The sequence below is a fragment of the Crocinitomicaceae bacterium genome (assembly GCA_016708105.1).
In the GTDB taxonomy this organism is placed as follows: Bacteria; Bacteroidota; Bacteroidia; order Flavobacteriales_D; family Crocinitomicaceae; genus JADJGJ01.
Genome location: JADJGJ010000002.1, coordinates 648,116 through 673,288, shown reverse-complemented (window position 1 = coordinate 673,288; position 25,173 = coordinate 648,116). Strand labels below are relative to the sequence as shown.

Genomic DNA, 25,173 nt, shown 5'->3' with positions numbered 1-25,173 from the left:
TTTAGGGTATCGGATGAAAAAAATTACTTAATATTGCACAGTTTTTAGGTAATTAAATAAGGATATAAAATCAGATCTAATGAAAAAGCAAAGTTATAAAGGTTTAGCAGCCATTGCCGTAGTTGGTGCAATGCTAACCGGATGTAAGTTAATAGGTGACGTAGAGTACACCGTACAACAAGATCCGGTACAAATGCATGGTGACAGCGTGAAAGTAAGCGTTACCGTAAAATTCCCTGAAAAAGGTTTGAAAAAGAAAGCCATTGCTGAGATTACTCCGCAACTTGGTAACTCTTCATTCAAAACTATCACTGTTCAAGGAGAAAAAGCAACCGGAAACGGACAAACAATTTCATACAAACCGGGTGGTACGGTAAATTACACTGACGTTCTTCCATATGATCCATCAATGGAAAATGCAGATTTAATGATCACCGGTAATGTTAAAAAAGGGAAAAAAGAAATCGCTCTTGATCCTGAAAAAATTGCTGATGGTACTATCATCACTCCATACTTAGTACAATTTGACGATAAAGCGTTAATTGGAAAAGATAACTTTGTTAGAACTACTGAAGAAGTTTTCACAGGTACTCAAATCAACTACCTGAAAGGAAAATCAGATGTTCGTTCAACAGAACTGAAAGATAAAGACATTCCTGTTTTCAAAGCATGGATGGCTGATGCTCAAGTGAACCCAAAGAAAAAAGTAAAAGCTATCAACTTTGTTGCTTACGCTTCTCCAGAAGGTGAAATTGCTAAAAACGATCAATTAGCAAATGACCGTGCACTTTCAGGAAAGGCAGCAGTTGAAAAAATGTTGCAAGAAGTAAAATTCACTCAGCAAATCACAATGAACGCTCAGCCTAAAGGTGAAGACTGGGAAGGTTTCAAAACTGCTGTGAACGCTTCACAATTGAAAGATAAAGAACTAATCATCCGTGTTCTACAAATGTACTCTGATCCAAGTCAACGTGAGCAAGAGATCAAAAACATGGGTAAAACTTATCAAGAACTTGAAAAAGAAATTCTTCCTTCATTGAGAAGAACTCAAATCAACGTAGTTTATGATAAAATTGGTTGGTCAGATGAAGAGTTGAAACAACTTTCATTAACTAAACCTGATACCTTAACTATTGAAGAGCTTCTTTTCACGGCTACTTTGTACACTGATATCAATGAAAAAATGCGTTGCTATCAATTGGCTACAAAACAATATCCTGAAGATTGGAGAGGATGGAACAACGTAGGTTACTGCTACTATATGCAAAATGACCTAGATAATGCAAAAACCAACTGGGAAAAAGCAAACAGCATTAAAGAAAATCCTGTTACATTGAATAACCTTGGAATTATTGCACACGTGAAAGAAAAAGATCGTGCAAAAGCAACTAAATTATTCAACTCAGCGATCTCTGCTGGTCCTGAAGTGAAATACAACTTAGGTATCATTGATATTCAAAATGGAAAATATGCACAAGCAATTGGAAATTTTGGAAGCTTCAATACATTCAACAAAGCACTTGCTCAATTGTTGAACGGTGATAACGATGCAGCAAAAACAACTATTGATGCATCACCTGACAAAGATTCAGCACTTGGATATTACCTGAAAGCAATTATCGGAGCACGTAAAAATGATCTGAATATGCTTACTGATAACCTGAAAAACGCAATCGCAAAAGATCCAAGCTTGAAAGGTAAAGCTGCAAAAGACAGAGAATTCATTAAATTCTTTGGAAACGCATCTTTCACAGCAATTGTTCAATAATACCGAACTGATTTTATACAAAGAAACCGCTTCAGCAATGAGGCGGTTTTTTTTGTTTAAGGCTGATCTTTCAACGTGAATGAGCGTTGTGTGTTTAAGGTATTTAAATCTTCCATTATACTTAGACGATACCCTTTTTCATCCCACCCGGCGATTGGAAATTTTACGCGCAGCGTATGATCACCACCACCAAACCATTGAGGATTATCAGCATAAATAAGATGCCCGCTTTCATCTCTGACTTCAGTTGAAATCATAGCGTGTTTCGGAATTGAAAAATCAACCTCAGCAAAAAAATGCGTTTTAATTCCTGAGAATAATTCACCCTCACCCTCTTTATATAAAAACGAATACCACGGTAATTCAATATCCAGAATATCGGCAACGGCATGTCTCAGTGCATCCATAGCAGGATTTGAATAAGCAGGAATAGAACGAATATCATGCTTATCAGACAAAACCCAGACAGCGTGCTGCACAGCATCTTTAGAGAATTTATTTTTATCAATCAGATTAGCAATAAAAACCCAGGCCACCGGTGCCATGAATCCGGACAAAAAAACAGATCCTTTTTGCGGGGCAGCTTTTGTACTTTCACAACAAAAGCCATGCACTAAAACGGTATCACGTTTGCCGGGCGCTAATGCAAACAAGGCTGACTTCACCACAAAAATATCTTGTTCACTTTCATCAGCAGAAACTAGTCGTCTGCCCGGCTCAACAAAGCCGTAAACAGAATCATGCGAATTATTTTTCACAATCAGTTGAACGCAGTTTTCCTGATATCCACCAAGCCCCTCAAATGATGCTTGAATGACACCTTGTTTCAGCAGTGTGTCTAAAGTAAAGTGATTTGATCCCAGCGCTGTTGATCCTAACCATGATATGGCCATGACCGAAATGGTTGTATAGAATTTTTTCATCAGACATTTGTTTTAATTTGAATACTTGCATAGTTGTCTGGTTTTGCCAGACCATTTTCATGACCTTGACAGAACATGAAAATGGCACAGCGGGGAATTCTATTAAAATAATTCAGCGATGAAATTTGGTTACGGGTACCAGGGAAATAAAAAATCAGTTAGCCATTTTGGGGTGATTTTTTCCTGGTTAACTATTGATGATTAATTAAATCGGATAGCTTTTACAGGAGTGATTCTACTTATGAGAATACTTGGTAAAAGTAGCGTGATAAAACATACTGAGATGGTGAGTAAATTAATCAGTAAAATATGCCAGATATTAAAATTAACCGGAACAGTATCCAGATAATAGATATCAGGATTGAGGGTAACAAAACCAGTTTGCTGTTGCAAAATAACCAGCCCTATACCAACGAGATTACCGATAATTAATCCCCTGCTTAAAAGGTAAAAAGCATTATACAAAAACACAGCTCTGATAGATTTATTCGTTGCGCCAAGTGCTTTCAAAATTCCAATCATATTCGTTTTTTCTAAAATCATCACCAATAAAGTTGTTACCATATTGATAACAGAAACAAGCAAAATCAAAACCAACATAATTACAATATCAATATTGAGAAATTGAAGCCACTTAAAAATCTGCGGATAGAGATCTGTGATTTTTTTTGATTTCATGTCAAACGGAATTTCTTCATAGATGATATCATCCATTTCAGCAAGATCATCCCAACTGTTGAGAATAATTTCAAAACCTCCGGTATAAAGGTGATGTGTGCCCTGACCATTTGTGATTTGAATTTTTCCAAAAGGCATCTCAATCTCATTTTCTGAAACATACTCAATTGGTTTATCGCGCAAAATTTGTTCACTGCACGTGCAAGAATTTTCAACCACCACTTTAGCCCACGCCGTATCAGGCACCGACGCCGGATTTGGTGACATACCATAAATTTCCATTTCAAAATCAGTAGAAATTACTCGTATACGATCATTGAGCTCACCGGTGAATAAATAGTATTTGCTTTCAGTGTAGCCACGCCCCCAATCGTAACGATACCCACCTGAACCATGATATGATTTTGCTTCCATCACAAAGTATTCACCTAAACATGTATCAAGCACGGTAAGATTTGTTTGAACACCCCAGTTATTTAAAATTTGTAAGTGATGGATTTGAGTATAGATAAATTGTTTATCAAATTCTTCAAAACCTGTGCGGTAAATTCCGCACACATTAAATTTTCTTTTTTTAGGACCATCTTCTTCAACAAAAAAAGCAGCAATTTCATCACCGGTTTTATAACCTAACATGTCTGCCATATATTTAGAAATCATCACCTCACTATTCTCTGAAGTAAAATCAATCAATCTACCCTCAACCAGTTTGTCTTGAAAAAAACTCCAATCATACTGTTCATCAACCCCTTTAAAACGTACTCCTAAAATATCCTGCCTTGACTCAATGGTGTCTTTATTATCACTCAACTCAATTCGTACTGAATCTTGTTGTGACTGAAGAATGGCGGGTTTATATGCAAAAAGTTGAATGTTTTTTACGCGTGGGTCATCATTTAATTCAGGGTAAAAATCTTGATCACTCAACACAGCGCTTGATTCCATTGAAGAATTATCATCCAAGTCCGTCACTTGTATATGTGCACCAAACCCAATTACTTTTTCTCTGATTCCGCTTTGAAAACCGGTAACAACAGAAACCGTCACAATCATAAACGCCACGCCCAGCATAATACTTATTAGAGAGATAATAACGATTGGTCTTGTCAGTCTGCTTTTATTCTCTTTAGAGCTGATTATTTTTCGTGCTATGAATAATTCGGTATTCAATTTGTTACATTTGATTTCAAAAGTACAAAAACTTCACGCGATGTTGAATGAATTCTTTCGTTATAAGCTACTTTCAGTGCTGTTATTGTTAGGCGTTTGCACGTCATGTTCAGCAGAAACGGCGTCAACTGTGTTAACTGAAAATACTTCTTCAGTTAAAGATGATACGCTGATAAAACAACCTGACCCACTATTTTGCAATGCAGATGTGAAAACCGGTGCTGACAGAACAGAAGCTTACTTTGAATTGCTGCGAGGAAAAAAAGTTGGTGTAGTTGGAAACCAATCATCCATGTTGAATGAAACACATTTGGTTGATACTTTACTAAAAAGTGGAATTTCAGTAATAAAAGTTTTTTCACCCGAACACGGCTTCAGAGGTGATGCTGATGCAGGAGAAAAAGTTGAAAGCGGAGTTGATGCCATCACCGGCATACCGGTAATTTCACTTTATGGAAAAAATAAAAAGCCAACACCAGAACAATTGGCAGATATTGATATTCTTGTTTTTGATATTCAAGATGTGGGTGCGCGTTTTTATACCTATATATCAACCTTGCATTATGTGATGGAAGCAGCAGCAGAAAATTCAAAACCAATCATAGTTCTCGACAGACCAAATCCGAATGGTCACTATGTAGATGGTCCTGTTTTGAATACAAAATTTAAATCTTTTGTTGGCATGCATCCTGTACCTGTTGTACACGGTATGAGTATTGGTGAATATGCAGGCATGATAAACGGAGAAGGCTGGTTGAGCAATCAAGTTAAGTGTGATCTCACAGTAATACCATGCACCGGTTGGGATCATACAAAATTTTATGAGTTACCCATAGCACCATCACCCAACCTGAAAACCATGCGCGCCATTTATTTATATCCATCACTCTGCTTTTTTGAAGGCACCGTTGTAAGTATTGGGCGCGGCACAGATTTACCATTTGAAGTAATTGGTCACCCCAAAATGGAAGTTGATGTATTGGAAAAACTATACAGTTTCAAACCAATGCCTAATGAGGCATCAGCTCATCCGGTGCTTGAAGGACAAACTTGTTACGGATACAATTTATCCACAATAGACATTCAAGAAATCAGAGAAAAAAAGAAATTAGATCTATCATACTTGCTTGAGTTCTATAAAAAATTGAACATGGGGACAAGTTATTTTTTATCTACCAATTTCATCAATAATCTTGCAGGAACAGATGAACTCAAAGCACAAATACTTGCCGGAAAAACATTGGCAGAAATAGAAGCAAGTTGGCAAGAAGATTTGGAGCGGTTTAGGGAGATGCGGAAAGGGTATTTGATTTATGAGGAGTGAGTCCTCACTCCTCTTTCCTCTCTCCACAAGAGAGAGGAAGTGACGTTAGTACGCACTTTTTGGAAACCCTTGTGTTGTGGCTTTCCCCCTCGTTGAGGGGGATTAAGGGGGAGGAAAAAGAGGTGACGTTAGTACGCACTTTTTGGAAACCCTTGTGTTGTGGCTTTCCCCCTCGCTGAGGGGGATTAAGGGGGAGGAAAAAGAGGTGACGTTAGTACGCACTTTTTGGAAACCCTTGTGTTGTGGCTTTCCCCCTCGCTGAGGGGGATTAAGGGGGAGGAAAAGAAGTGACGTTAGTATACACTTTTTGGAAACCATTGTGTTTTTTTCCTCACTCCTCTTTCCTCTCTCCACAAGAGAGAGGAAGTGACGTTAGTACGCACTTTTTGGAAACCCTTGTGTTGTGGCTTTCCCTCTCGCTGAGGGGGTTTAAGGGGGAGGAAAAAGAGGTGACGTTAGTTCGCACTTTTCGGAAACTCGTGTGCAGTGGTCTTCCTCTCCTTTGCAGAGGACTGAGGAGAGGAAAAGAGGTGACGTTAGTTCGCACTTTTTCAAAACTTTTGACCCATTGCTTTCCCCCTCGTTGAGGGGGATTAAGGGGGAGGAAAAAAATGCAAAACTTTTTCACCTCCAACTTAAAATCTTTTCTCAAGATTATACAAAAAAAAAAAACGAAGAGGAGACCTATAACTCCTCTTCGCTAAAAATGCCAAGCTTTAATAACTACCCTAAAGCTACATATGAATAATTAGCTTGGCCTTTCACAACCTTTTCTGTTATAATACCACCAATTAATCAGTGTGGCGATTACAGCAAATGCGGCTAATATGTAAAAGAATCCATTTGCATTTCCGGTTGCTTTCATCACAGCACTTACAGAAATTGCAAAGATGAATGGACCAAAAGCAGCAACTGCAGCAGTCCAACCAATTACACCGGCAGCCTGACGAGGATTATGACCAAATACAATTGGATATTGTCTGAATGTTGCGGCATTACCAACACCTGTAATGAAGAACAAGAACAACATCAAATACAAGAAAGTATCAAAACTATCTACTGAAGTTGGAGTTAATGCTCCGGTAAAAACAAGTCCGGCGCAACCGGCTATCATACCTACCCCTGTCAACGTAGTAAGAATTGCTCCACCCACTTTATCGGCAACAAAACCAAAAAGAACGCGACTGCTAGCACCAATCAGCGGGCCTAAGAATGCATATTTTAATGGGTCAGGAGCACCTGGAAATTCACCATAAATTGTTTTAATCAACAATGGAAAAATAGCAGCAAGACCAGAGAAACCTCCAAAAGTCATTACATAGGTGATTGTACAAAACCAGGTGTGTTTGTCTTTAAAAATATCCATTTGTTCTTTGATGGATGCTTTCATTGGTACACTTCTGATAGTTAACCAGGCAACAATTGCAAGAACAATCAAAAGTGGAGCGTACCAAAATGCAGCACTTTGCAAATAAATATTTGAGGTTAACACCTCACCCGTTTTTGGATCTGTTTTTGTGAACACTTCAGCCGCACCATAGGTTGCAATACCTAACATAGCAGGAGTCATGAACTGAGCAACACTCACACCAAAGTTTCCAATACCGGCTTGTATACCCAGTGCGGTACCTTGTAATCTTTTAGGAAAATGAATACTCGTACTAGGCATGAATGAAGAGAAATCTCCTCCACCAAAACCAGCAGTAAAAGCCAGAACCATAAATACCCAAAAAGGTGTTGACGGATCCATCACGGCAAAACCTAAACCAATTACCGGAATTAATTTGATAATGGTTGCAAAAGTGATCACATGTCTAGAACCATAGATCGGAAGAATGAACGTATGAATGATTCGGAAAATTCCGGCAGCAAGACCAGGCATAGCTGTTAACCAGAATAACTGATCTTTGTCAAATTTAAATCCAATTCCAGGCAATTTTACCGCAATTGCACTCACCATAAACCATGTGGCAAATGAAAGAATCAGAGCGATTGTAGTTACGGTAAGAGTTCGCCATGCCCGCCGGCTTCCCTCATTTTTCCAGAAGACATCATCTTCAGGTGTCCATTTTTCTAACCAGGTTCCCATATATATTTATTTAATAATTACAATTTAACTAGCGCACAATTCTTAAAATCGGACATGGTGCATCTTTGAACACACTGTATGTTCTACTTCCCATTAATAATTTGCCAATTGGTGAAGCAACGTGACTGGCAAGTATAATCAATTCTGCCGCACGTTCTTTTGCTAGTGCCACAATTTCAGCCCCAACATCACCTTGACCAAATACAGTTTCAATATTTGTTACGCCCATATTCTTCAACATTTTTGCTTCACTGATCAGCATATCACGCCCTTCATTTACCCAACCCTGACGCACTTTTTCCCATTCAGGTGAATCACTTGCAAGCAATCCGGTGCTGTGGAATTTTTCATCAACGTAAAGTAATACAACACGGGCACCCGTGTTTTTAGCCAAGTATGCAGCTTGTTCTCTTGCTTTATCTGCCAATTGAGAATTTCCAACAGGCAAAATGATAGAGCGGTATGCAAAATTTTCACCGTGCAAAGCTTTAGCCAAAGGAGTTGTTACCAGACCCGGTACGTGAGTATGAATTTCAAACTCTACCTCATCTTTTTTCACTTTAGCACGTCCACCTTTATCAACCCAAGCTTTGGTCCATTTGCGTTGTGCAATTCTCAGAATAACAAAAGCGATGATAGCCAAAATAGCAAAAGAAATAAATCCCCATGCAAACGAGTCAGTGCGTTGTTTTGCAATACCCATTGCATTTGGAATGAAGCTTCCTCCAAGAGCACCAATTTCACCAATCATACTACCTGCCACCGCTGTGGTGAGTGGCCATCGGAGCGGCACTAATTGGAACAAGGCACCGTTACCGGCACCCAGAGCAGCAAAACACACCATGAATAAAATGGTAGTGAGTACAATATTTGTTTGCATAGCACCAATCAACATACAAATGATGATGACACCAAAAATTGCACTGAGTGTGTTGATACCACCCCACCGGTCAGAAACATATCCACCAACCACACGAACAGCACTACCCATTAGAGCAGCTAACATGGTAAGCTGTCCGGCCTCTACTTTTGTAACACCAAACTGATCATGATAATAAGTAGGTAAGAAATTAGATAAACCAATGAATCCACCAAAAGTGATAATATAAATCAAGTTAAAAGTCCATCCATCACGTTGAAATAAACAAGCTAAGTGTTCTTTCAAAGATTGTTTTTCACGATCAGGTGGTTCTTTTGCAAAAATGATCATCACTAAAATTGGCAGCAACATGAAGACAGCTCCAATTCCGTAAACCACTTGCCAGCTATATGCCTCAGCTAATGGCGGGGCAAAAAGCATAGCCAGTACGGTACCACTGTTACCTGCTCCGGCAATACCCATCGCGAGTCCTTTATATTTAGGAGGGAACCAGCCGGACCCCAGCGAAAGAGCAACACCAAAACTTGCACCGGCTATACCCAAGAATACGCCCATGGCTAACACGTTATTGTAGGTTGGCAACATTAGGTATCCAAAAATCAGAGATGCAAAAATTAACCCCATTTCAGTGAGAGCCGCATTCTTTCTTCCAATATACTGAGCTAATACACCCAGTGGGAAACGCATAATTGCTCCGGCGAGAATTGGAACAGAAATCATGAATCCCTTTTGTGCCGGAGTAAGACCAAAATCTTCACTGATAAAAGGAGCCATAGCACCATTCAATACCCAGATTGCAAAACAAAAGTCAAAGTATAAAAATGATGCGAACAAAGTTGGCGGGTGCCCCGCCTTGAGGAATGTTTTAAAACTTGCCATAGATGTAGGTATTAGTTCGTATTATAATCTGATGACAAATTTCCCTTAGCATACTATGCAAAAAAATGACGATTCTCAATTAAATATCTGACTTCAGAAAAGAAAATCATGACTTTCTCTTTTGATGAATTTATTTATTTCTCAACTATGATCCAGCACATAAAATCGGCATTCATTGAAAATTATTTAATGAGAATCTGATTTTGATTCAATCTGTTTATTGAACATTGGATCACGATCACGCATCATTTTATTGATTACGCTGTTCATCCACCACAAAGCAACCGCTGAAATCAGCAGCATCAACATCCATGAACTGGTCCATAATCCTGTTCCCTGCAATAAATAACCAAACACAATAGGACAAATAAAACCACCTAAACCACCAATTACGCCAACCATACCGCCAACAACACCCACTTCATTTGGAAAATATTCAGGAATATGTTTGTATACTGCGGCTTTCCCTATTCCCCAAATAATACCAATCATTACCACCAAAACAGTAAACACCCACATGTTAGCCTGAAAAACAATGCGTGTTGTTCCTTTGGCAAGCAATTGTTTTTTCTTGACATGATCACCAATTTTCACAACAGGTTCTTGCCAATCATCTTTTTGAGGAAGAATAAAATGCTCAGGAGATTCTTCTAAAAAATTATATTTATTTTCTTTTATCTGATAAGGTGTTTCATCAATCACAATTAAACTATCAGAAACAAAACTCACGGTGCCTTCAACGCTTGCCTGAATACCTTGCCCCGGAGAAATAATTGCCATTTTAGGAACGACAAGCATGAGTGATAAAACCAATGATGAGCCTAAGACCCAATACATCACTTTGCGCGCTCCCCAGCGATCAGACATCCAACCACCCAATGCGCGAATTGCACCAGAAGGAAAACTGAACAATGAAGCAAAAAAACCGGCGGTAACCAAAGAAGCACCGTACACATTGACATAATAAGGAACTAACCATTGGGCAAAAGCAACAAAACAACCAAACACTAAAAAGTAGTATAAACCAAATCTCCACACACGAATATTTTTGAGAGGGGCAAGAACTTTTGCCATGGATCTCTTTTCAGCAGTGGTCTTTTTATTATGCGTGAACAATGCAAAGACAATAGCTAAAAAAACAAGCACTACTCCGTACGAAATCGGCAACAATCTCCATTGCTCAATGTTTTGTCCGTTGTTAGTTAAGTTATTCAGAATTGAAGGAGCAAACATGGTGGTGATTGCCGCACCGGCATTCCCTGCACCAACAATACCCAAAGCCAAACCTTGATTTTTTTTAGGATACCAAACCGATGTATTAGCAATGGCCACGGCAAAACCAGCACCTGAAATTCCGAACCCAAAACTCAACAATGCATACCCAAGATAAGAATCAACATAATACATCAAGAATAACGGAATTGCAGCAAGTACAAAGAGAGAAACGAAAACCCATTTTCCTCCAAACTTGTCACATAAAATTCCTGCCGGCAACCGCATGATAGATCCTGTAAGAACAGGGATACCGAGCAGCCATCCAACTTGAGAACTTGTCCAGTCAAAGGCACCGTTATCAACTAAATAGGTTACCAAAACTCCGTTCAGCATCCATACCGCAAAGCAGATTACAAAGGCTAGGGTATTAAAAAACAATTGCTTATGCGAACGACTAAGGCTCGTAATTTCAGAATTCATTAATGTAGCTTTAATTATAGGTATCGCTGCCGAAGTTCTGAATTGTGACTGAATCAAATTATGACGTCAATCATTTTTGAGGATATCTCTGACTGAAATCAATCAATTATTGAACAATCTTTGATAGTATCAGTAAACCAAAAGCTTATGAATTTTTCTTTTTTCGTGAAGTTGTCATGCCCATTCCTTCCAGCTTGATTTCTTCTGAATGTTTAAAGAGGTATTCAGGTTGAACTCGTTCACCCTTGGGTTCAAGCAGGGCAACATCTTTATTAGTCTTTTTGCTAATAGCAGGACTGATGGGATATGCATTCATTTTATCAGCCGAAAACGGTTCAAGTAGATTGGTGATTTCTGAAAGTTGCGCATCAGTTTTCAAATACATTTGACAAGCATCATCATCAAGAATTACCGGCATACGATGATGAGGAATTTTCTGCATCAGCGTGTTAGGCCTAGTTGTAATGATAGCAAAAGAATTGATCACTTCACCGGTTAGTTTATCAATCCAAGTGTCATAAATGCCTGCCATTGCAAATGGTCTTTGCTTATTTAATAAATACACCAAAAAAGGCTTTTTTAATTTTTCTGAAGTAGTGCCTTCAATAAATGCATCAGCAATTACCAGGCACCGCTTATTTCTGATAGATGCCCGAAAAAATGGTTTGGAAATAATACCCTTGGCCCCTGAATACATTGGTGAATTATCTTTATTATGATCACCTTCAGCACGTGCATTGATGATAAAAGTTTTTTTTTCAGACCATGAAGGTGTGAAGCCAAAAACATACGACTGAAGCAAGCCGGGCTCTTCACTTGTTATTATTGGAGCTTTGTCACCGGCAGCAATATTACAATCACCATTAAAATCAAAATCAGGCACAGCCTTGACATGAAATTTTTTTTCAATGATTTCAGTTTTTGTAACCGTTACATAGCGTCCACACATGGTATAAAGATACATTTTTATGGAGAAGCATCAAGTGGAAACCAATCATCATGGATGAACCTTTGGCACTCCAATGGCAAGTTGGGTTTGACTTTTCAGGTGAAACAAACTAGATAAGGCGGAACTTTCAACATCTTCAAAATAAAACATTAAAGTATCTATCTTTGTCAACAGAAAAAGGAAATTAAATCATGCCAAAAAATTTCGTAGAAGAATTGCGCTGGAGAGGAATGTTACAAGACATAATGCCAGGAACAGAAGATTTGCTTTCAAAGGAACAAGTAACAGCCTATGTTGGTTTTGACCCGACAGCAGATTCATTGCATTGCGGAAGTTTGATTCCTATTATGTTGCTTGTACACTTACAACGTGCGGGACATAGACCAATTGCTTTAGTTGGTGGTGCTACGGGTATGGTTGGAGATCCATCAGGAAAATCAGATGAGAGAAATTTGCTGGATGAAAATACCTTGCAAAAAAATATTGCCGGAGTGCGAGCACAACTTGAAAAATTTCTTGATTTTAATGCAAAAGAAAATCCTGCATTACTGGTCAATAATTATGACTGGATGAAGAATTTTTCTTTTCTGACTTTTATTCGTGATGTAGGTAAACACATCACGGTAAATTATATGGCGGCAAAAGATTCAGTGAAAAAAAGAATGGAAACCGGTATTTCATTCACTGAGTTTTCATATCAATTATTGCAAGGATATGATTTTTTACATCTATACCGTGAAACCGGATGCAAACTTCAAATGGGAGGAAGTGATCAATGGGGAAATATCACTACGGGAACTGAATTAATTAGACGAATTGAAGGAGGAGAAGCATTTGCTTTTACTTGCCCTTTGATGACAAAAGCTGACGGCACAAAATTTGGAAAAACAGAAAGCGGAACTGTATGGCTTGATCCAGAAAAAACATCTCCCTACGCATTTTACCAATTCTGGTTAAACGCTACGGATGAAGATGCGCCAAAATACATTCGTACGTTTACTTTGCTGAGCAAATCTGAAATTGAATCCATTGAAGAAGAACATAAATTAGCACCTCATCTTAGAAATCTGCAAAAGAAATTAGCAGAAGAAGTAACCTTCACGGTGCATGGCAAAGAAGCCCTTGAAACTGCTTTAGCCGCAACCAATATTCTTTTTGGAAAATCAACCGCTGATGATTTGAAAAAATTATCTGACAAACAATTTCTGGAAATATTTGATGGCGTTCCGCAAGCACGCATCACTATGAATGAAATAAATGCCGGATTAGGAATCATTGACGCCCTTGGAACCCGCACCGGATTTTTGGCATCAAACAGCGAAGCACGTCGTGAGCTGAAAGGAAATAGTATTACTGTCAATAAAGAAAAAGTGGCTGAAGAATTCGTGATTCGTCCTGAATTTTTAATCAACAATAAATTTGTATTACTCGGCAAAGGCAAAAAGAATAATTATCTTTTGATTGTTGAAGGGTGAGGTAATTTTTTCTTTTCCAATTTTGATCTGATTGAATCTCCTCATCAGCTTTATAGATAAAACTCAAATTTTGGTTTGCCATTATTTGAATTCTACGCAATAGGTGTTTCAAAATAAATATCACGTTTTAATTTTTAATTATTTCGTGGACTCATCTCAAAATGCATACCTCATTCAGGGTATTTTAATCTTCTTTCATTAATTCAACGAAGTATTCTTGTTGATGAATCAATAACTATCACGTACATTTGGCGCATCTATTTAGAATTAGTCTAAATATTTAAACATCTTGTAAACAAGCATGGCGTATGAAAACAAAACTGATACTAAGTATAAAATTGATCTTGTTAACTGTCACTTTATCTGCCCAACAATCAAAAGTTGACGGTATCATTTACAATCAACAAGGAGAACCGGCTGCATTTGTAAAAGTGATGATTACAAACACTCAACTTGGCGCAGTGACGGATCAGAATGGCAAATTTGAAATCATCGGAATTCCGGCCGGAACACATCAATTGACAGCACGTTTTACCGGCATGGAAACCATTGACACCGTGCTACAATTTACAGAAAACACACACCATCAACTTTCATTAACAATGCGCAGCACGGCAAATGAATTGGAAGAAGTGGTAATTACAGGAACACTAAAAGAAATATCGCGCGATGAAAGTCCGGTTGCAATTGAAGTGATCACTCCGCTATTATTTCAGAAAAATCCCACACCCAGTATTTTTGAATCACTCAATATGGTAAATGGCGTAAGACCACAACTACAATGCAATGTATGCAATACCGGAGACATTCATATCAACGGAATGGAAGGTCCTTACACCATGGTAATGATTGATGGAATGCCAATTATGTCTGCACTGGGAACCGTGTATGGTTTGATGGGAATTCCAAATTCAATTATTGAAAGAGTTGAAATTCAAAAAGGCCCTGCATCTACATTGTACGGCTCAGAAGCTGTTGGCGGACTGATCAATGTAATTACAAAATCACCAAAAAATGCACCACTCTTTTCTTTTGATTTCACCGGAACGACTTATCAGGATTTTAATGGAGACCTTGGTGTACGCTACAGATTAGGCAAATCAGGATCAGGCTTATTCAGTGGAAATGTTTTTTATTTCAACCATTTGTGGGATATTAATAAAGACAATTTTACCGATGTTACATTGCAAAAAAGATATGCTGCATTCAACAAAATTTCATTCACGCATAAATCAGGAAATGCGTCAAGCATAGCCATTCGTTATTTTTACGAAAACCGTTGGGGAGGTGAATTGAATTGGACTGAAGATTGGCGAGGCAGTGATTCAATTTACGGAGAAAGTATTTTTACACACCGCATTGAATTAATTGGTTCAAGTCCGATTGGATTTTTAGGAAAAGGTGCAAAAATTCAGTACAGTTACAATACCCATCTTCAAAATTCTGCTTACGGTAAAACACCTTATACTGCGACACAACATATTGGATTTTTACAAGCAATTAAAAACTTTACCAGTTTGCGACATGATGTGATGACCGGAATTGCCGTGAGATACACATACTATGATGACAATACGATGATTACTCAAACCAAAGACAGTTTGAATCCTCAGAATAAACCATCACAAACTTATTTGCCCGGAATTTTTGTTCAGGATGAAATCAAATTGAATGAAAAAAATAATTTGCTAGCCGGGGTTAGATATGATTATAACAATCATCACGGACATGTGGTGTCACCAAGAATAAACTGGAAATGGAGCATGAACAAGTACCACATTCTTCGTGTAGGCATTGGAAACGGATACCGCGTTGTCAATCTATTCAGTGAAGATCATGCCGCTTTTAGCGGTGCACGTGAAGTAGTTGTGGTAAATAATTTAAAACCTGAAAGATCATGGAATGGAACCATCAATATGTCTTCATATATAAATTTTGCTGGCGGATTTTTAAATATTGAATCAAGTTTATTTTACACCTATTTCTGCAATAAAATTGTGGCTGATTATTTTACAAATGCCAACCAGGTAATTTTTGATAATCTGGATGGATATGGAGTCACCCAGGGCGCAGGTTTGATGGCACACTGTAGCTTCACTATTCCGTTAAAAATAATTATTGGAGCAACATTTACTGACGTGCATATTTGGGAACATGATGAAAATGGAGTGTTAGTTAAAACAGAACAAGTACACGCTCCACCACTAACCGGAAATTTTGTTGTAGGCTACACTTTCAAAAAAATAAAATTGGGTGTTGATTTAACCGGTAATGTGTATAGCCCTATGCTATTACCTGTTTTACCCAACGATTACCGTCCTGATCATTCACCTTGGTTTTCCCTGTTGAATATTCAACTCACCAAAGATTTTAATTCAGGTTTGAAATTATATTGCGGCGTAAAAAATTTATTAAACTTTATTCCGGATGAAGATCCAATCATGAGACCATTTGATCCGTTTGATAAAAATGTAAACGATCCGGTAAACAATCCAAACGGGTATACTTTTGATCCGGGTTACAATTATGCTCCTATTCAAGGCATCCGATTTTTTGCCGGGGTGAGATTTGCGCTGCAAGCTAAGTAGTATCTTTATGCCATGCAAAACCGATCAAGATGGTTGAACATTCATCTTACCATCACGCTGCTGAACTTTATTATTGCGGGCGTGATGGGTTTATTTTTGCGCTACGCATTTATTGGTGAAACTTCTTTTAATTTTTCCTTTCTCTTACATGCCCATTCACACACTGCCGCATTAGGCTGGGCGTATCAGGCTTTTTATCTTGCTTACGTGTATTATTTTGTAAAAGATATTTTACCCTTTCACACGTGGCTTTTTTGGATTACACAAATTTCAGTAGTGGGCATGATGATCAGTTTTCCATTGCAAGGTTACGGCTCATTTTCTATTCCGTTTTCTGCACTGCATGTATTATGTTCGTACGTTTTTATTTTCCATTTTTTTAAAAACTCATCTTGCAGAAATGATTCTGACAAAATAATTTTAAACTGGTCATTGATCTTTTTATTCATTTCAACACTTGGTATTTGGATGCTTGGACCATCCATGGTAATTGCCGGCAAAGGTTCAGCATGGTATCAATTCGCCATTCAGTGGTACCTGCATTTTCAATTCTCAGGATGGTTTATTTTTGCATCTGTTCTACTCACAAGACAAGTATTCTCTGCAAACCTCACTAAACATAATTTTTTATTTTCCTCTACTTTACAAATTCATTTGTTTGCATTGACAGTTATCAGTGGTATTACATTGATTATGCACGTATTATTTCATGCTCAATTATTTTATTTAATTCATATAACCTCTAATGTCTTGCTGCTAATGACGCTGATATTGATGATTAAAAATATGATTTCATTCGCACCCGAACTTCAGTCAAAATCTAACTTAGTCAAATGGATAATTTATATTATCACCATTAGTTTAGTAATCAAACTTATTTTAGAAATACTGACCACAATTCCCAAGCTTGAAAAACTTGCTTTTGGTTTGCGTCATTTTACCATTGGCTATATTCATTTGGTGATGCTTGGTGTTGCCAGTCTTGCGTTAATACATTTTATTCATCAGCAAATTCAGAACAACGGCAGGAATAAAATTGCCGTGCTGCTTTTTTTAGTGGGTGGTGTAGGTACTATTTTTCTTCTTTTTTTACAGGGATATTTACTGTGGCAACATGGAGTTATTATTCCGGCCTGGCAATGGTTACTATTCAGCTGCGGATTTCTAATCTTATTATCACTTATCATGTATTTGATTTCCTTGGTTCATGGGTTGTTGACAAAAGATTAAGATTTAGCTGAGAAACCAATCATGAGCCAATTTTAAACAGAAAAAACTGTCATATATCATATTTTTCAGCTCAAAAACGGCTGAACTTTGCATAAAAACTGACAAAATGCGGACAAAATATTTTTCAATCATCACACTTTGTTTATCGACTCTTTTTTTTGCATCATGTGGACAAAACAGCAGCGACCAAACAAATACCTCAGCAACAGACAGCGTTCCGGTTATTGAAACAGAAGAACCCCATGTGCATGAACCGGCTGAACCCATAGTATTAGACAATGGAAAAAAATGGAAAGTTGACGACCACATGTTAGCCTGGATCAGACAAATTGAAACTGAAGTATATGATTTCACTGCTGACACGCAAACTCAAACATTAAAGATGTATCACCAACTGGCATCAAATATCAGTACTAATCTTGACTCACTCACCAGTAACTGCACTATGACAGGCCAAGCGCATGATGAGTTGCATAAATGGTTACTTCCTTTTCTTGACATGAGTGATCATTTCAGTGCAAGTGAAACATTGAAAGAGGCAGATTCTATTTATCATTCAATTTCTGCTTCATTCATGGAGTTCAATATTTATTTTGAGTGATATTTATTCGTGTCGTGCCCCAGAATAATCATGCCAAGCAAGCAGAAAATGAAACTCAACTCGTGTGAACAAAGCATGATATGTAATACCTGATTCTGATTACTTACATTTGCAGAACAAATTACAGGTTTATGGAGCCACATTTTGATGATACTGAAGTAGCATTTAAAGGAAAATCAGATAGAGACTTAAAATGGTCATACCGTCTGTTTAAGGTGATTGGTAAACCCTGGATGGTTTCATTTGGCACAGCTATGGCAAAATTTGCTTTAGCCATTCATTTACCGGTAAAGGGGTTCATTAAAAAAACTATTTTCAGACAATTTGTTGGAGGAGAAACCATAGCAGAATGTGATCCAAAAATAAAAGACCTGAGCCATTTTGGTATTGGTACTATTCTAGACTACTCTGTTGAAGGCAAAACATCAGAAGATGATCTTGACAAAACACGTGATGAAATCATTGCAACCATCGCTCGTGCAAAAGCTGAGAGCAAGTCAATTCCTTTTTCAGTATTTAAACCAACCGGCATAGCGCGTTTTGAATTATTGGAAAAACTCAATGATGAAAAAACAAATTTAAGCGCTGATGAAATTGCAGAAAGAGACCGATACTTTGCACGGTTTGATGCAATTTGCAAAGCAGCAACTGAAGCTGATATACCGGTTTTTGTTGATGCTGAAGATAGTTGGATTCAAGACGGCATTGATCGTATGACAATTGCCATGATGAAGAAATACAACGTGCATAAAGCAATTGTATTTAACACGGCACAAATGTATAGACATGACCGACTTGCATTTATTAGAAGCACATACGAAACTGCCAGAGCAGAAAAATATTTTGTTGGAATAAAACTAGTGCGTGGCGCTTACATGGAAAAAGAGCGTGAGCGCGCTGAAAAAATGGGCTACCCCTCACCTATTCAACCCGACAAAGAATCAACAGATCATGATTTCAACGCTGCATTAACTTACATGATGGAACGTCTTGAAATTTTTTCTCTTTGCTGCGGAACACATAATGAAAAAAGTACAGCACATCTTTTATCATTGATGGAAAAACACGGAATTGACCGACATGACAAACGCATTTTTGCAGCACAACTATTAGGTATGAGTGACCATATTACTTACAACCTTGCCCACAACGGATACAATGTTGCAAAATATGTGCCTTATGGTCCGGTTAAAGAAGTGATGCCATACCTCATGCGCCGTGCTCAGGAAAACACTTCCGTTGCAGGTCAAACCGGGAGAGAACTTTCACTCATCATAAAAGAAAAAGAAAGACGCAAAAATTTTCCCGCGGTGATTCCAAAAAAATAAATTTTAGACTTTTTTTTGTGTTGCTCAATGTGTTATCCATGTATTTTGCATGTGGCTAACCATTGATTAGTTGAACCAATTGGCGTTTCCTTTGTATCTTGTTGTATAAAAACACCGGACCATGAAAAAGCTGGTAGTAATTTTTCTTCTATTCATAGCTCTTGGCTCACAAAGTCAAACAGAACTGGTAAATTATTATAATAGCTACTCTGAAGTGCTGGGCGGAATGGAAGATGGTGGCGTGAGCAGATATGAATTATATTATTTCAGTGTTCACGCAAAAATTTCGCTTTGCGATATTTACTTCAATGGAGATCCTTTACAACTGACAAAAAAAGATACGCTGATCATCGTTGTCAATTCATTTACTCCCTATAATCAGCCGGACAGTAGTTTTTTTTATGATCATCCTGATCACTTGCCTGAAAAACAAAAATATCGCGTGTATCAAAATGATCACAAATTTTATGTCAACGTGATACATGCCGGATATTGGAATTATGAAGTTTGTTATCTTTTTGGGAAGAATAAGTATAACGCTAAAGCAAAAGACAGTTTTGATTCTGGCTCTCAAATGGCTGCTCCTTAATGAAGGAGAAAAAAAAACTCCGACAATATCATTGTCAGAGTTCTCATAAATCAAATGAATGATCAATTAATTTTTCACCAGCTTGATAGTTTTATTCATAGCCGGCACAAATAATAGATAGACGCCATTTGTCAAGTCTGAAACATCAACTGAGGTATTATCATTCACTTCTACTGATTTTATCAAACGACCATTCAGATCATACAAATCAACTTGAATTGCATTTGCTGAACCTGTTTTGACATACACTACATCACTAGCCGGATTTGGATAAATGCCAAAGATATCTGTGGTGAAAATTTCTTCTACCCCAATTGCCGTGTAAGAATTTTGTGCACTAAAAGTTGGCACCATGCGAATGAACGAACCTGTTCCGTTTACATATCTTCCATACGTTTGTGAACTTTCTATTTCAGGCATGGTGACCTGGTTAACGGCAAATCCTGATGAGTTGGAAAGTATGATTGTTTCACCCGAAGATGTCAGTTTAAAGTTTGTATGCAAACCACTGTCTAGGGTGTCTTCATCACACCAGATAATAAGATATCCTCCGGCAGCAATGCTGGTATCAGGGAACTGCCATTTGTTAGGACTCAAAATATCATCAGACAAATAATAATCCATAAGATCAACCGCTGAAGATGAGTTATTGTACAGTTCAATCCAATCTTCATGTTTACCATCTTCGTCTTCTGCTGTCACATTATTTTTAGGCATTATTTCATTGATAACAACATCAGCATCAACTGCCAAATGGTAAAATTCGTGCTCAGCACGTTCAGGAGAAAACATGGCGGCATCATTATTTTCAGCATAGATATAATATTCCAAATCAGCAGCTCCAACAAAAATTGCTACACCGTAAGTGCCGTCGGATGCTGCTCCATCACCATGTAAACCATCATCAAACATTTCAGATTTTCCAAAAACATCACCGGTATAACTGCGGTATCCTAAATACGAATAATTAGCATTGGTGATATTTGCGGTAAAAGTAACCAGTGAATTTGCCGGCACACTCACCGGCGAATTAGCGATAGCGCTAATGGTAGGTGCTGTCAATATCCAATCAGGTTGTGCGGTGAGATAGGTATTTCGCCCGTCTAAAACTTGAGCAACACCAAATGCACCGCCCATGCCGGTTACTTCAATATCCAAGTTGTCTGTGAATTGTGCATGCGTGTACCACGGATTAGGTTCAGTTTGAACTTCGGTATCAATAATAGCTTGTAGTTCTTGAGCGCGGGTATAGTACCAACCATTAGAAATATTCTCAGCTAAAATTGTGCGCATGTGAGCCACGTACATTTTTTTGTAACGCGGAATAGCCAATAATTTATTTATGAGCGGCCATTGCGCACTGCCAATTCTCAGGTACATATCCATATCTGTTAAATCAGCAATATCGGGTGGCCCCGGAGGTCCGTCACCTACACTTTCAAAACCACCTATACCTTCATTCTGATCCCAAATGATAGGACACCAATGTCCATTGTCCGCCAGAATCATATAATAATTTTGTTTTGTTGGTCCGCTATAACTATCCATGTTAGCAGTAACCACGTTAAAGGCAAGCATCCAAAGTGTACGATCAACATCAAGATACTGATCAATGGTTGAAGGGTTGTATTCTAACTGATACATGAATTCAATTAACTCAGCCCAGCCCAAATCTGTTTTCAATTCGTAGATATTGGCGTACAAAGCAGAGTCAGCACCAAGATAATCTAAAGAAGGTTCGTTGCCCGGTCCCATGCCATTAGGCGGATTACATTTAAAGCGCGGGTTATTTTTGTTTGCATAAACTCTGCGCTCACCATATCTGCCGTCAATTGCTTCAGAACTTGAAAATAATCCGTAATAATCACCATTGATATACACTTTGGCGTAATTTGACAACGGCATGTCCATGTATTTGCGTCCAATTTGATAGCAAAGCACTTCACGAACAAAAGAAGGGTCATTTTTTCCTGATGCCAATTTCAGCGTGGTATAACCTTGGTAGCGTTGGTCAAGAATATAATTCAATTCAATGTTCAGCGGATTTTTAAGATTGTTTTCATCATAACTGCTGTTGCCCTTATATGCCACACCAACACTATCATACGTATGACCATCAATAGTAACTGTGCCGGGCAACTTAGTTCCGTCATCTGTTAAGTCATTTGCATCCATCATAGCATCCCAGTCTGACGTGCTGAATTCAATTTCAATCACGGTGATGTGATCAATATCGTACAAATCCTGCGCAAAACTGCAAATTGGAAGAAAGGACAAAAGGAAGATTATTTTTTTCATAAAAATGTTTTCAATATCGGTTAAGACCCCGATTTTGGTGATAGGTTTAATCGAAGGTAAAATATTTTTCACAATGTCTTAACGTACTGATAACAAAATTGGTTAGCCTTACAGAAACATTTTATCATTATACAAGCTGATATTTTTTTAATTTCAGATCAAAATCTACTAATAATCAAACCTGAATAAACAGAACAAATTTGACGAATTATCTAACTTCAAAACCCAATCTCAACTGAAAATAATATGAAACCAAATAAATTATTTCTGGTCAGACATGGTGAGTCAGAAGGCAATGTAAATAAATCTATCTACGCTGAAAAGCCGGATTATACTCTGGAGTTGACAGAAGCGGGAAAAAATCAGGCCTATGAAGCAGGCAAACGACTCAAAGCAATGATAGGTGATGAAACGGTATTCTTTTATGTATCCCCCATGTGGCGCACGCGAACAACATTTGAAGAAATAGCCAAGTCATTTGACAAATCAAAGATCACGTATCGAGAAGAGCCACGCATACGAGAACAAGAGTGGGGACATTTGCGCACACAAGATGAAAGTAAGATAGTTGAAAAAGCACGTGATGCCTATGGCACATTTTATTACCGCATCCCTGATGGAGAGTCTGCAGCAGACGTATATGATCGCATAAGTGACTTTTTTGGAACCCTTCACCGAGATTTTTTAAAATCAGATTTTCCACAGAACACGGTGATCATAACCCACGGTATGGCTATTAGATTATTCTTGATGAAGTGGTTTCATTGGACAGTTGAAGAATTTGAGCTTCTTGCCAATCCATCAAACTGCGCCATTGTTGAATTTGTTAGAGATGATACCGGCAAGTACAAATTAATCAGCGATGTAAAAAAATGGGATAGCACTTTTCACAATTACAGTCGTCCGGTCAAAATTGACTGAAACAAATTGATCAGAAACCTTAATCCAAATAAATTTCTGTGGAGTGTTTAATTTCATCCAGCACAATATGACTTTCAATATCAGCTATGTTTTCAATGCCTGCCACTCTGTTTACTAAAAAATCTTTATACTCTTTTATATTCTCAAATCGCACCTTAGCTACAAAGTCATATGTTCCTGAAGTATGATAAAGTTCAGATATTTCATTGAGTGAAACCAGCTCTTGTAAAAGTGCTTTTCGTGCAGCCAAGTGGTGCTCTTTTATGGTGAGATTCAGAAAAACGATTAAACTTTTGTTGAGCAGGTCAGCATTTAATACCGCCACATATTTTTTTATTATGCCTGATTTTTCGAGTTTTCTGATGCGTTCATACACCGGTGTAACAGATAAGGAAAGTCTGGAAGCCAGATCTTTGGTAGTTATTTTTGCATCTTCTTGTAGATGCTTTAATATTTTGATGTCAATCTCATCCATTCCAGTGAAATTTTCTACGAATATAAAATATCATATTATTTTTTACTTATTTTGCGCACAGTAAATATTACTCATGAGTCGATTGGCGTGAATTAGTTTACTTTGATCGCGAAACAACTACTAAACTGAATGCCCATGGCAAAAGCAAAGAAAGCACCAGCAAAAAAGGTGAACAAGAAACCGGCAAAGCCAGCAAAATCTGCGAAGGCAAAACCGGCTAAGAAAGTGGTTAAAAAGGCAGTAGCCAAAACTAAACCGAAAACGGCAGCCAAATCCAAGCCGGTCAAAAAGGCGGCTGGCAAACCGGTAAAAAAAGTTAGTAAACCGGCAAAAAAATCTGCACCGGCAAAAAAGGCTGCGTCTAAAAAAGTGAGCAAGCCGGTGAAAAAAGTTGCTCCAAAAAAAGCAACAAAACCGGTTAAAAAGGTGGCTACCAAGGCCAAACCAGCAAAAAAAGTAGTTGCCAAACCAGTGAAAAAAGTTGCAGCAAAAGTTGCAAAGAAAGTTGTTGCCAAACCGGGTAAAAGCAAACCGGCGAGTAAACCAGTGAAACAGGCCAAATCAACCAAACAAACAATACAGTCAAAAGCCTCCAAACCATCTGTTTCAAAAGAAAAATCCATACAAGTAAAGAATAAATCAAACGTGAAAGCAACAAGTACAAAACCAGTCAAACCGGCGCCTAAACCGGTATCAAAACTGAAAGAAGAAAAACCAAAGGCACAAAAACCAGAACCGGTAAAACCAATCAAAGAAGAGAAACCGGCAAAAGTTGAAAAACCTAAATCATCTAGAGCGAGCAAGACACCAGAAGTACCGCCGCCTGTTTACCGTCCGGTACAACCTGGAAAACCAAACCTGAAAAAAATTGTCAGCAACATTGGCAAATTAGATCCTGAAGTTAGACAAGCATTGAAAGAATTTATTGAAGCCAATGACCCTGTCTTTATTTCATTCCCTTATCAGGGTAAAGAAATGAAAGGATACATTTTTGCATACAAAGGAATTGACCACCTCATAATTGTAGGTATTGCAGGGGCTCCGGCTATTGGAGACGATGACGACGAAGTTGATACAATGGATATTGGTGAAGAAACACCAGATGTTGGAGATGAAGATCTAGGAGGAGATGACGATGAAGAAGAGGAAGACACCGCTGATGAGCCTTATGATGAAGAAGAGGAAGAAGGTGACGAAGATTAATCTCACAAAAAATATCAAAAAGAAGGTTGCTAATCAGCAGCCTTTTTTTTTGGTTCCTCTGAATCATGAACAAGAAAGATCTTTTTCCAATTTGTCTATTAAGTAATCTT

The 25,173-nt window shown here is 38.0% G+C and carries 19 protein-coding genes; 10 read left to right on the top strand and 9 right to left on the bottom strand.

Annotated features, from left to right (window positions below; all coding sequences use genetic code 11):
• Positions 1-79: 79 nt before the first annotated feature.
• On the top strand, positions 80-1,768 hold the full coding sequence (locus IPH66_14050) for a hypothetical protein (protein ID MBK7130462.1): 1,689 nt from the start codon (positions 80-82) through the stop codon (positions 1,766-1,768).
• Between the two features lie 56 nt (positions 1,769-1,824).
• Here IPH66_14050 and IPH66_14045 read toward each other — a convergent pair whose 3' ends face one another.
• Positions 1,825-2,691 carry a hypothetical protein gene (locus IPH66_14045; protein MBK7130461.1) on the bottom strand — a complete coding sequence of 289 codons (867 nt, stop codon included), beginning with the start codon at positions 2,689-2,691 and terminating at the stop codon, positions 1,825-1,827.
• Between the two features lie 201 nt (positions 2,692-2,892).
• A complete protein-coding gene (locus tag IPH66_14040) occupies positions 2,893-4,539 on the bottom strand; it encodes an ABC transporter permease (protein MBK7130460.1) in 1,647 nt (548 codons plus the stop codon).
• A 40-nt stretch (positions 4,540-4,579) separates the two neighbouring features.
• On the opposite strand from IPH66_14040, the gene IPH66_14035 reads away from it, so the two are divergent.
• Positions 4,580-5,863 (top strand): DUF1343 domain-containing protein, encoded by a 1,284-nt coding sequence (locus IPH66_14035; protein ID MBK7130459.1) that lies wholly within the window; start codon positions 4,580-4,582, stop codon positions 5,861-5,863.
• A gap of 748 nt (positions 5,864-6,611) precedes the next feature.
• Here the strand turns inward: IPH66_14035 and IPH66_14030 are convergent.
• The 4 genes from IPH66_14030 to IPH66_14015 all read right to left on the bottom strand — a co-directional run bounded on the left by IPH66_14030 (position 6,612) and on the right by IPH66_14015 (position 12,355).
• Entirely contained in the window at positions 6,612-7,952 is a 1,341-nt protein-coding gene (locus IPH66_14030; protein MBK7130458.1) for a NarK/NasA family nitrate transporter, read from the bottom strand.
• 28 nt (positions 7,953-7,980) lie between these two features.
• Entirely contained in the window at positions 7,981-9,711 is a 1,731-nt protein-coding gene (locus tag IPH66_14025) for an MFS transporter (GenBank protein MBK7130457.1), read from the bottom strand.
• Between the two features lie 186 nt (positions 9,712-9,897).
• Complete coding sequence (locus IPH66_14020; GenBank protein ID MBK7130456.1) at positions 9,898-11,406, bottom strand: NarK/NasA family nitrate transporter; 1,509 nt, start codon at positions 11,404-11,406, stop codon at positions 9,898-9,900.
• A 145-nt stretch (positions 11,407-11,551) separates the two neighbouring features.
• Positions 11,552-12,355 carry an SOS response-associated peptidase gene (locus IPH66_14015; GenBank protein ID MBK7130455.1) on the bottom strand — a complete coding sequence of 268 codons (804 nt, stop codon included), beginning with the start codon at positions 12,353-12,355 and terminating at the stop codon, positions 11,552-11,554.
• Positions 12,356-12,546: 191 nt separating this feature from the next.
• Here IPH66_14015 and IPH66_14010 point away from each other — a divergent pair, with 191 nt between their 5' ends.
• The 6 genes from IPH66_14010 to IPH66_13985 all read left to right on the top strand — a co-directional run bounded on the left by IPH66_14010 (position 12,547) and on the right by IPH66_13985 (position 20,166).
• The gene (locus tag IPH66_14010) at positions 12,547-13,830 is read left to right on the top strand and encodes a tyrosine--tRNA ligase (GenBank protein MBK7130454.1); all 1,284 of its coding nucleotides are present in this window, start codon (positions 12,547-12,549) and stop codon (positions 13,828-13,830) included.
• Between the two features lie 308 nt (positions 13,831-14,138).
• A complete protein-coding gene (locus tag IPH66_14005) occupies positions 14,139-16,418 on the top strand; it encodes a TonB-dependent receptor (protein ID MBK7130453.1) in 2,280 nt (759 codons plus the stop codon).
• Between the two features lie 12 nt (positions 16,419-16,430).
• Positions 16,431-17,648, top strand: coding sequence for a hypothetical protein (locus IPH66_14000; GenBank protein MBK7130452.1), 1,218 nt, complete (start codon positions 16,431-16,433; stop codon positions 17,646-17,648).
• A gap of 106 nt (positions 17,649-17,754) precedes the next feature.
• Entirely contained in the window at positions 17,755-18,249 is a 495-nt protein-coding gene (locus IPH66_13995; GenBank protein ID MBK7130451.1) for a hypothetical protein, read from the top strand.
• 131 nt (positions 18,250-18,380) lie between these two features.
• Complete coding sequence (locus tag IPH66_13990; protein MBK7130450.1) at positions 18,381-19,577, top strand: proline dehydrogenase family protein; 1,197 nt, start codon at positions 18,381-18,383, stop codon at positions 19,575-19,577.
• Between the two features lie 121 nt (positions 19,578-19,698).
• Entirely contained in the window at positions 19,699-20,166 is a 468-nt protein-coding gene (locus IPH66_13985) for a hypothetical protein (GenBank protein ID MBK7130449.1), read from the top strand.
• A gap of 66 nt (positions 20,167-20,232) precedes the next feature.
• On the opposite strand, the gene IPH66_13980 is transcribed toward IPH66_13985, so the two are convergent.
• Positions 20,233-22,464, bottom strand: coding sequence for a CotH kinase family protein (locus tag IPH66_13980; protein ID MBK7130448.1), 2,232 nt, complete (start codon positions 22,462-22,464; stop codon positions 20,233-20,235).
• Between the two features lie 246 nt (positions 22,465-22,710).
• Here IPH66_13980 and IPH66_13975 point away from each other — a divergent pair, with 246 nt between their 5' ends.
• Positions 22,711-23,385, top strand: coding sequence for a histidine phosphatase family protein (locus IPH66_13975; GenBank protein ID MBK7130447.1), 675 nt, complete (start codon positions 22,711-22,713; stop codon positions 23,383-23,385).
• Between the two features lie 19 nt (positions 23,386-23,404).
• Here the strand turns inward: IPH66_13975 and IPH66_13970 are convergent, their stop codons facing one another.
• Positions 23,405-23,860 (bottom strand): Lrp/AsnC family transcriptional regulator, encoded by a 456-nt coding sequence (locus tag IPH66_13970; GenBank protein ID MBK7130446.1) that lies wholly within the window; start codon positions 23,858-23,860, stop codon positions 23,405-23,407.
• Between the two features lie 92 nt (positions 23,861-23,952).
• The gene (locus tag IPH66_13965; GenBank protein ID MBK7130445.1) at positions 23,953-24,390 is read right to left on the bottom strand and encodes a hypothetical protein; all 438 of its coding nucleotides are present in this window, start codon (positions 24,388-24,390) and stop codon (positions 23,953-23,955) included.
• Here IPH66_13965 and IPH66_13960 point away from each other — a divergent pair.
• Positions 24,332-25,063 (top strand): hypothetical protein, encoded by a 732-nt coding sequence (locus IPH66_13960; protein ID MBK7130444.1) that lies wholly within the window; start codon positions 24,332-24,334, stop codon positions 25,061-25,063. The two genes, IPH66_13965 and IPH66_13960, sit on opposite strands and share 59 nt — an antisense overlap.
• Positions 25,064-25,173: the final 110 nt, after the last annotated feature.

What these genes read in the sequence shown, in the direction of transcription:
- IPH66_14015 (MBK7130455.1), bottom strand. Translation starts at nt 12,355, where the DNA reads ATGTGTGGACGCTATGTAACGGTTACAAAAACTGAAATCATTGAAAAA.
- IPH66_13985 (MBK7130449.1), top strand. Translation starts at nt 19,699, where the DNA reads ATGAAAAAGCTGGTAGTAATTTTTCTTCTATTCATAGCTCTTGGCTCA.
- IPH66_14010 (MBK7130454.1), top strand. Translation starts at nt 12,547, where the DNA reads ATGCCAAAAAATTTCGTAGAAGAATTGCGCTGGAGAGGAATGTTACAA.
- IPH66_14025 (MBK7130457.1), bottom strand. Translation starts at nt 9,711, where the DNA reads ATGGCAAGTTTTAAAACATTCCTCAAGGCGGGGCACCCGCCAACTTTG.
- IPH66_13975 (MBK7130447.1), top strand. Translation starts at nt 22,711, where the DNA reads ATGAAACCAAATAAATTATTTCTGGTCAGACATGGTGAGTCAGAAGGC.
- IPH66_13980 (MBK7130448.1), bottom strand. Translation starts at nt 22,464, where the DNA reads ATGAAAAAAATAATCTTCCTTTTGTCCTTTCTTCCAATTTGCAGTTTT.
- IPH66_14030 (MBK7130458.1), bottom strand. Translation starts at nt 7,952, where the DNA reads ATGGGAACCTGGTTAGAAAAATGGACACCTGAAGATGATGTCTTCTGG.
- IPH66_14005 (MBK7130453.1), top strand. Translation starts at nt 14,139, where the DNA reads ATGAAAACAAAACTGATACTAAGTATAAAATTGATCTTGTTAACTGTC.
- IPH66_13970 (MBK7130446.1), bottom strand. Translation starts at nt 23,860, where the DNA reads ATGGATGAGATTGACATCAAAATATTAAAGCATCTACAAGAAGATGCA.
- IPH66_14020 (MBK7130456.1), bottom strand. Translation starts at nt 11,406, where the DNA reads ATGAATTCTGAAATTACGAGCCTTAGTCGTTCGCATAAGCAATTGTTT.
- IPH66_13990 (MBK7130450.1), top strand. Translation starts at nt 18,381, where the DNA reads ATGGAGCCACATTTTGATGATACTGAAGTAGCATTTAAAGGAAAATCA.
- IPH66_14045 (MBK7130461.1), bottom strand. Translation starts at nt 2,691, where the DNA reads ATGAAAAAATTCTATACAACCATTTCGGTCATGGCCATATCATGGTTA.
- IPH66_13995 (MBK7130451.1), top strand. Translation starts at nt 17,755, where the DNA reads ATGCGGACAAAATATTTTTCAATCATCACACTTTGTTTATCGACTCTT.
- IPH66_14050 (MBK7130462.1), top strand. Translation starts at nt 80, where the DNA reads ATGAAAAAGCAAAGTTATAAAGGTTTAGCAGCCATTGCCGTAGTTGGT.
- IPH66_14000 (MBK7130452.1), top strand. Translation starts at nt 16,431, where the DNA reads ATGCAAAACCGATCAAGATGGTTGAACATTCATCTTACCATCACGCTG.
- IPH66_14035 (MBK7130459.1), top strand. Translation starts at nt 4,580, where the DNA reads ATGTTGAATGAATTCTTTCGTTATAAGCTACTTTCAGTGCTGTTATTG.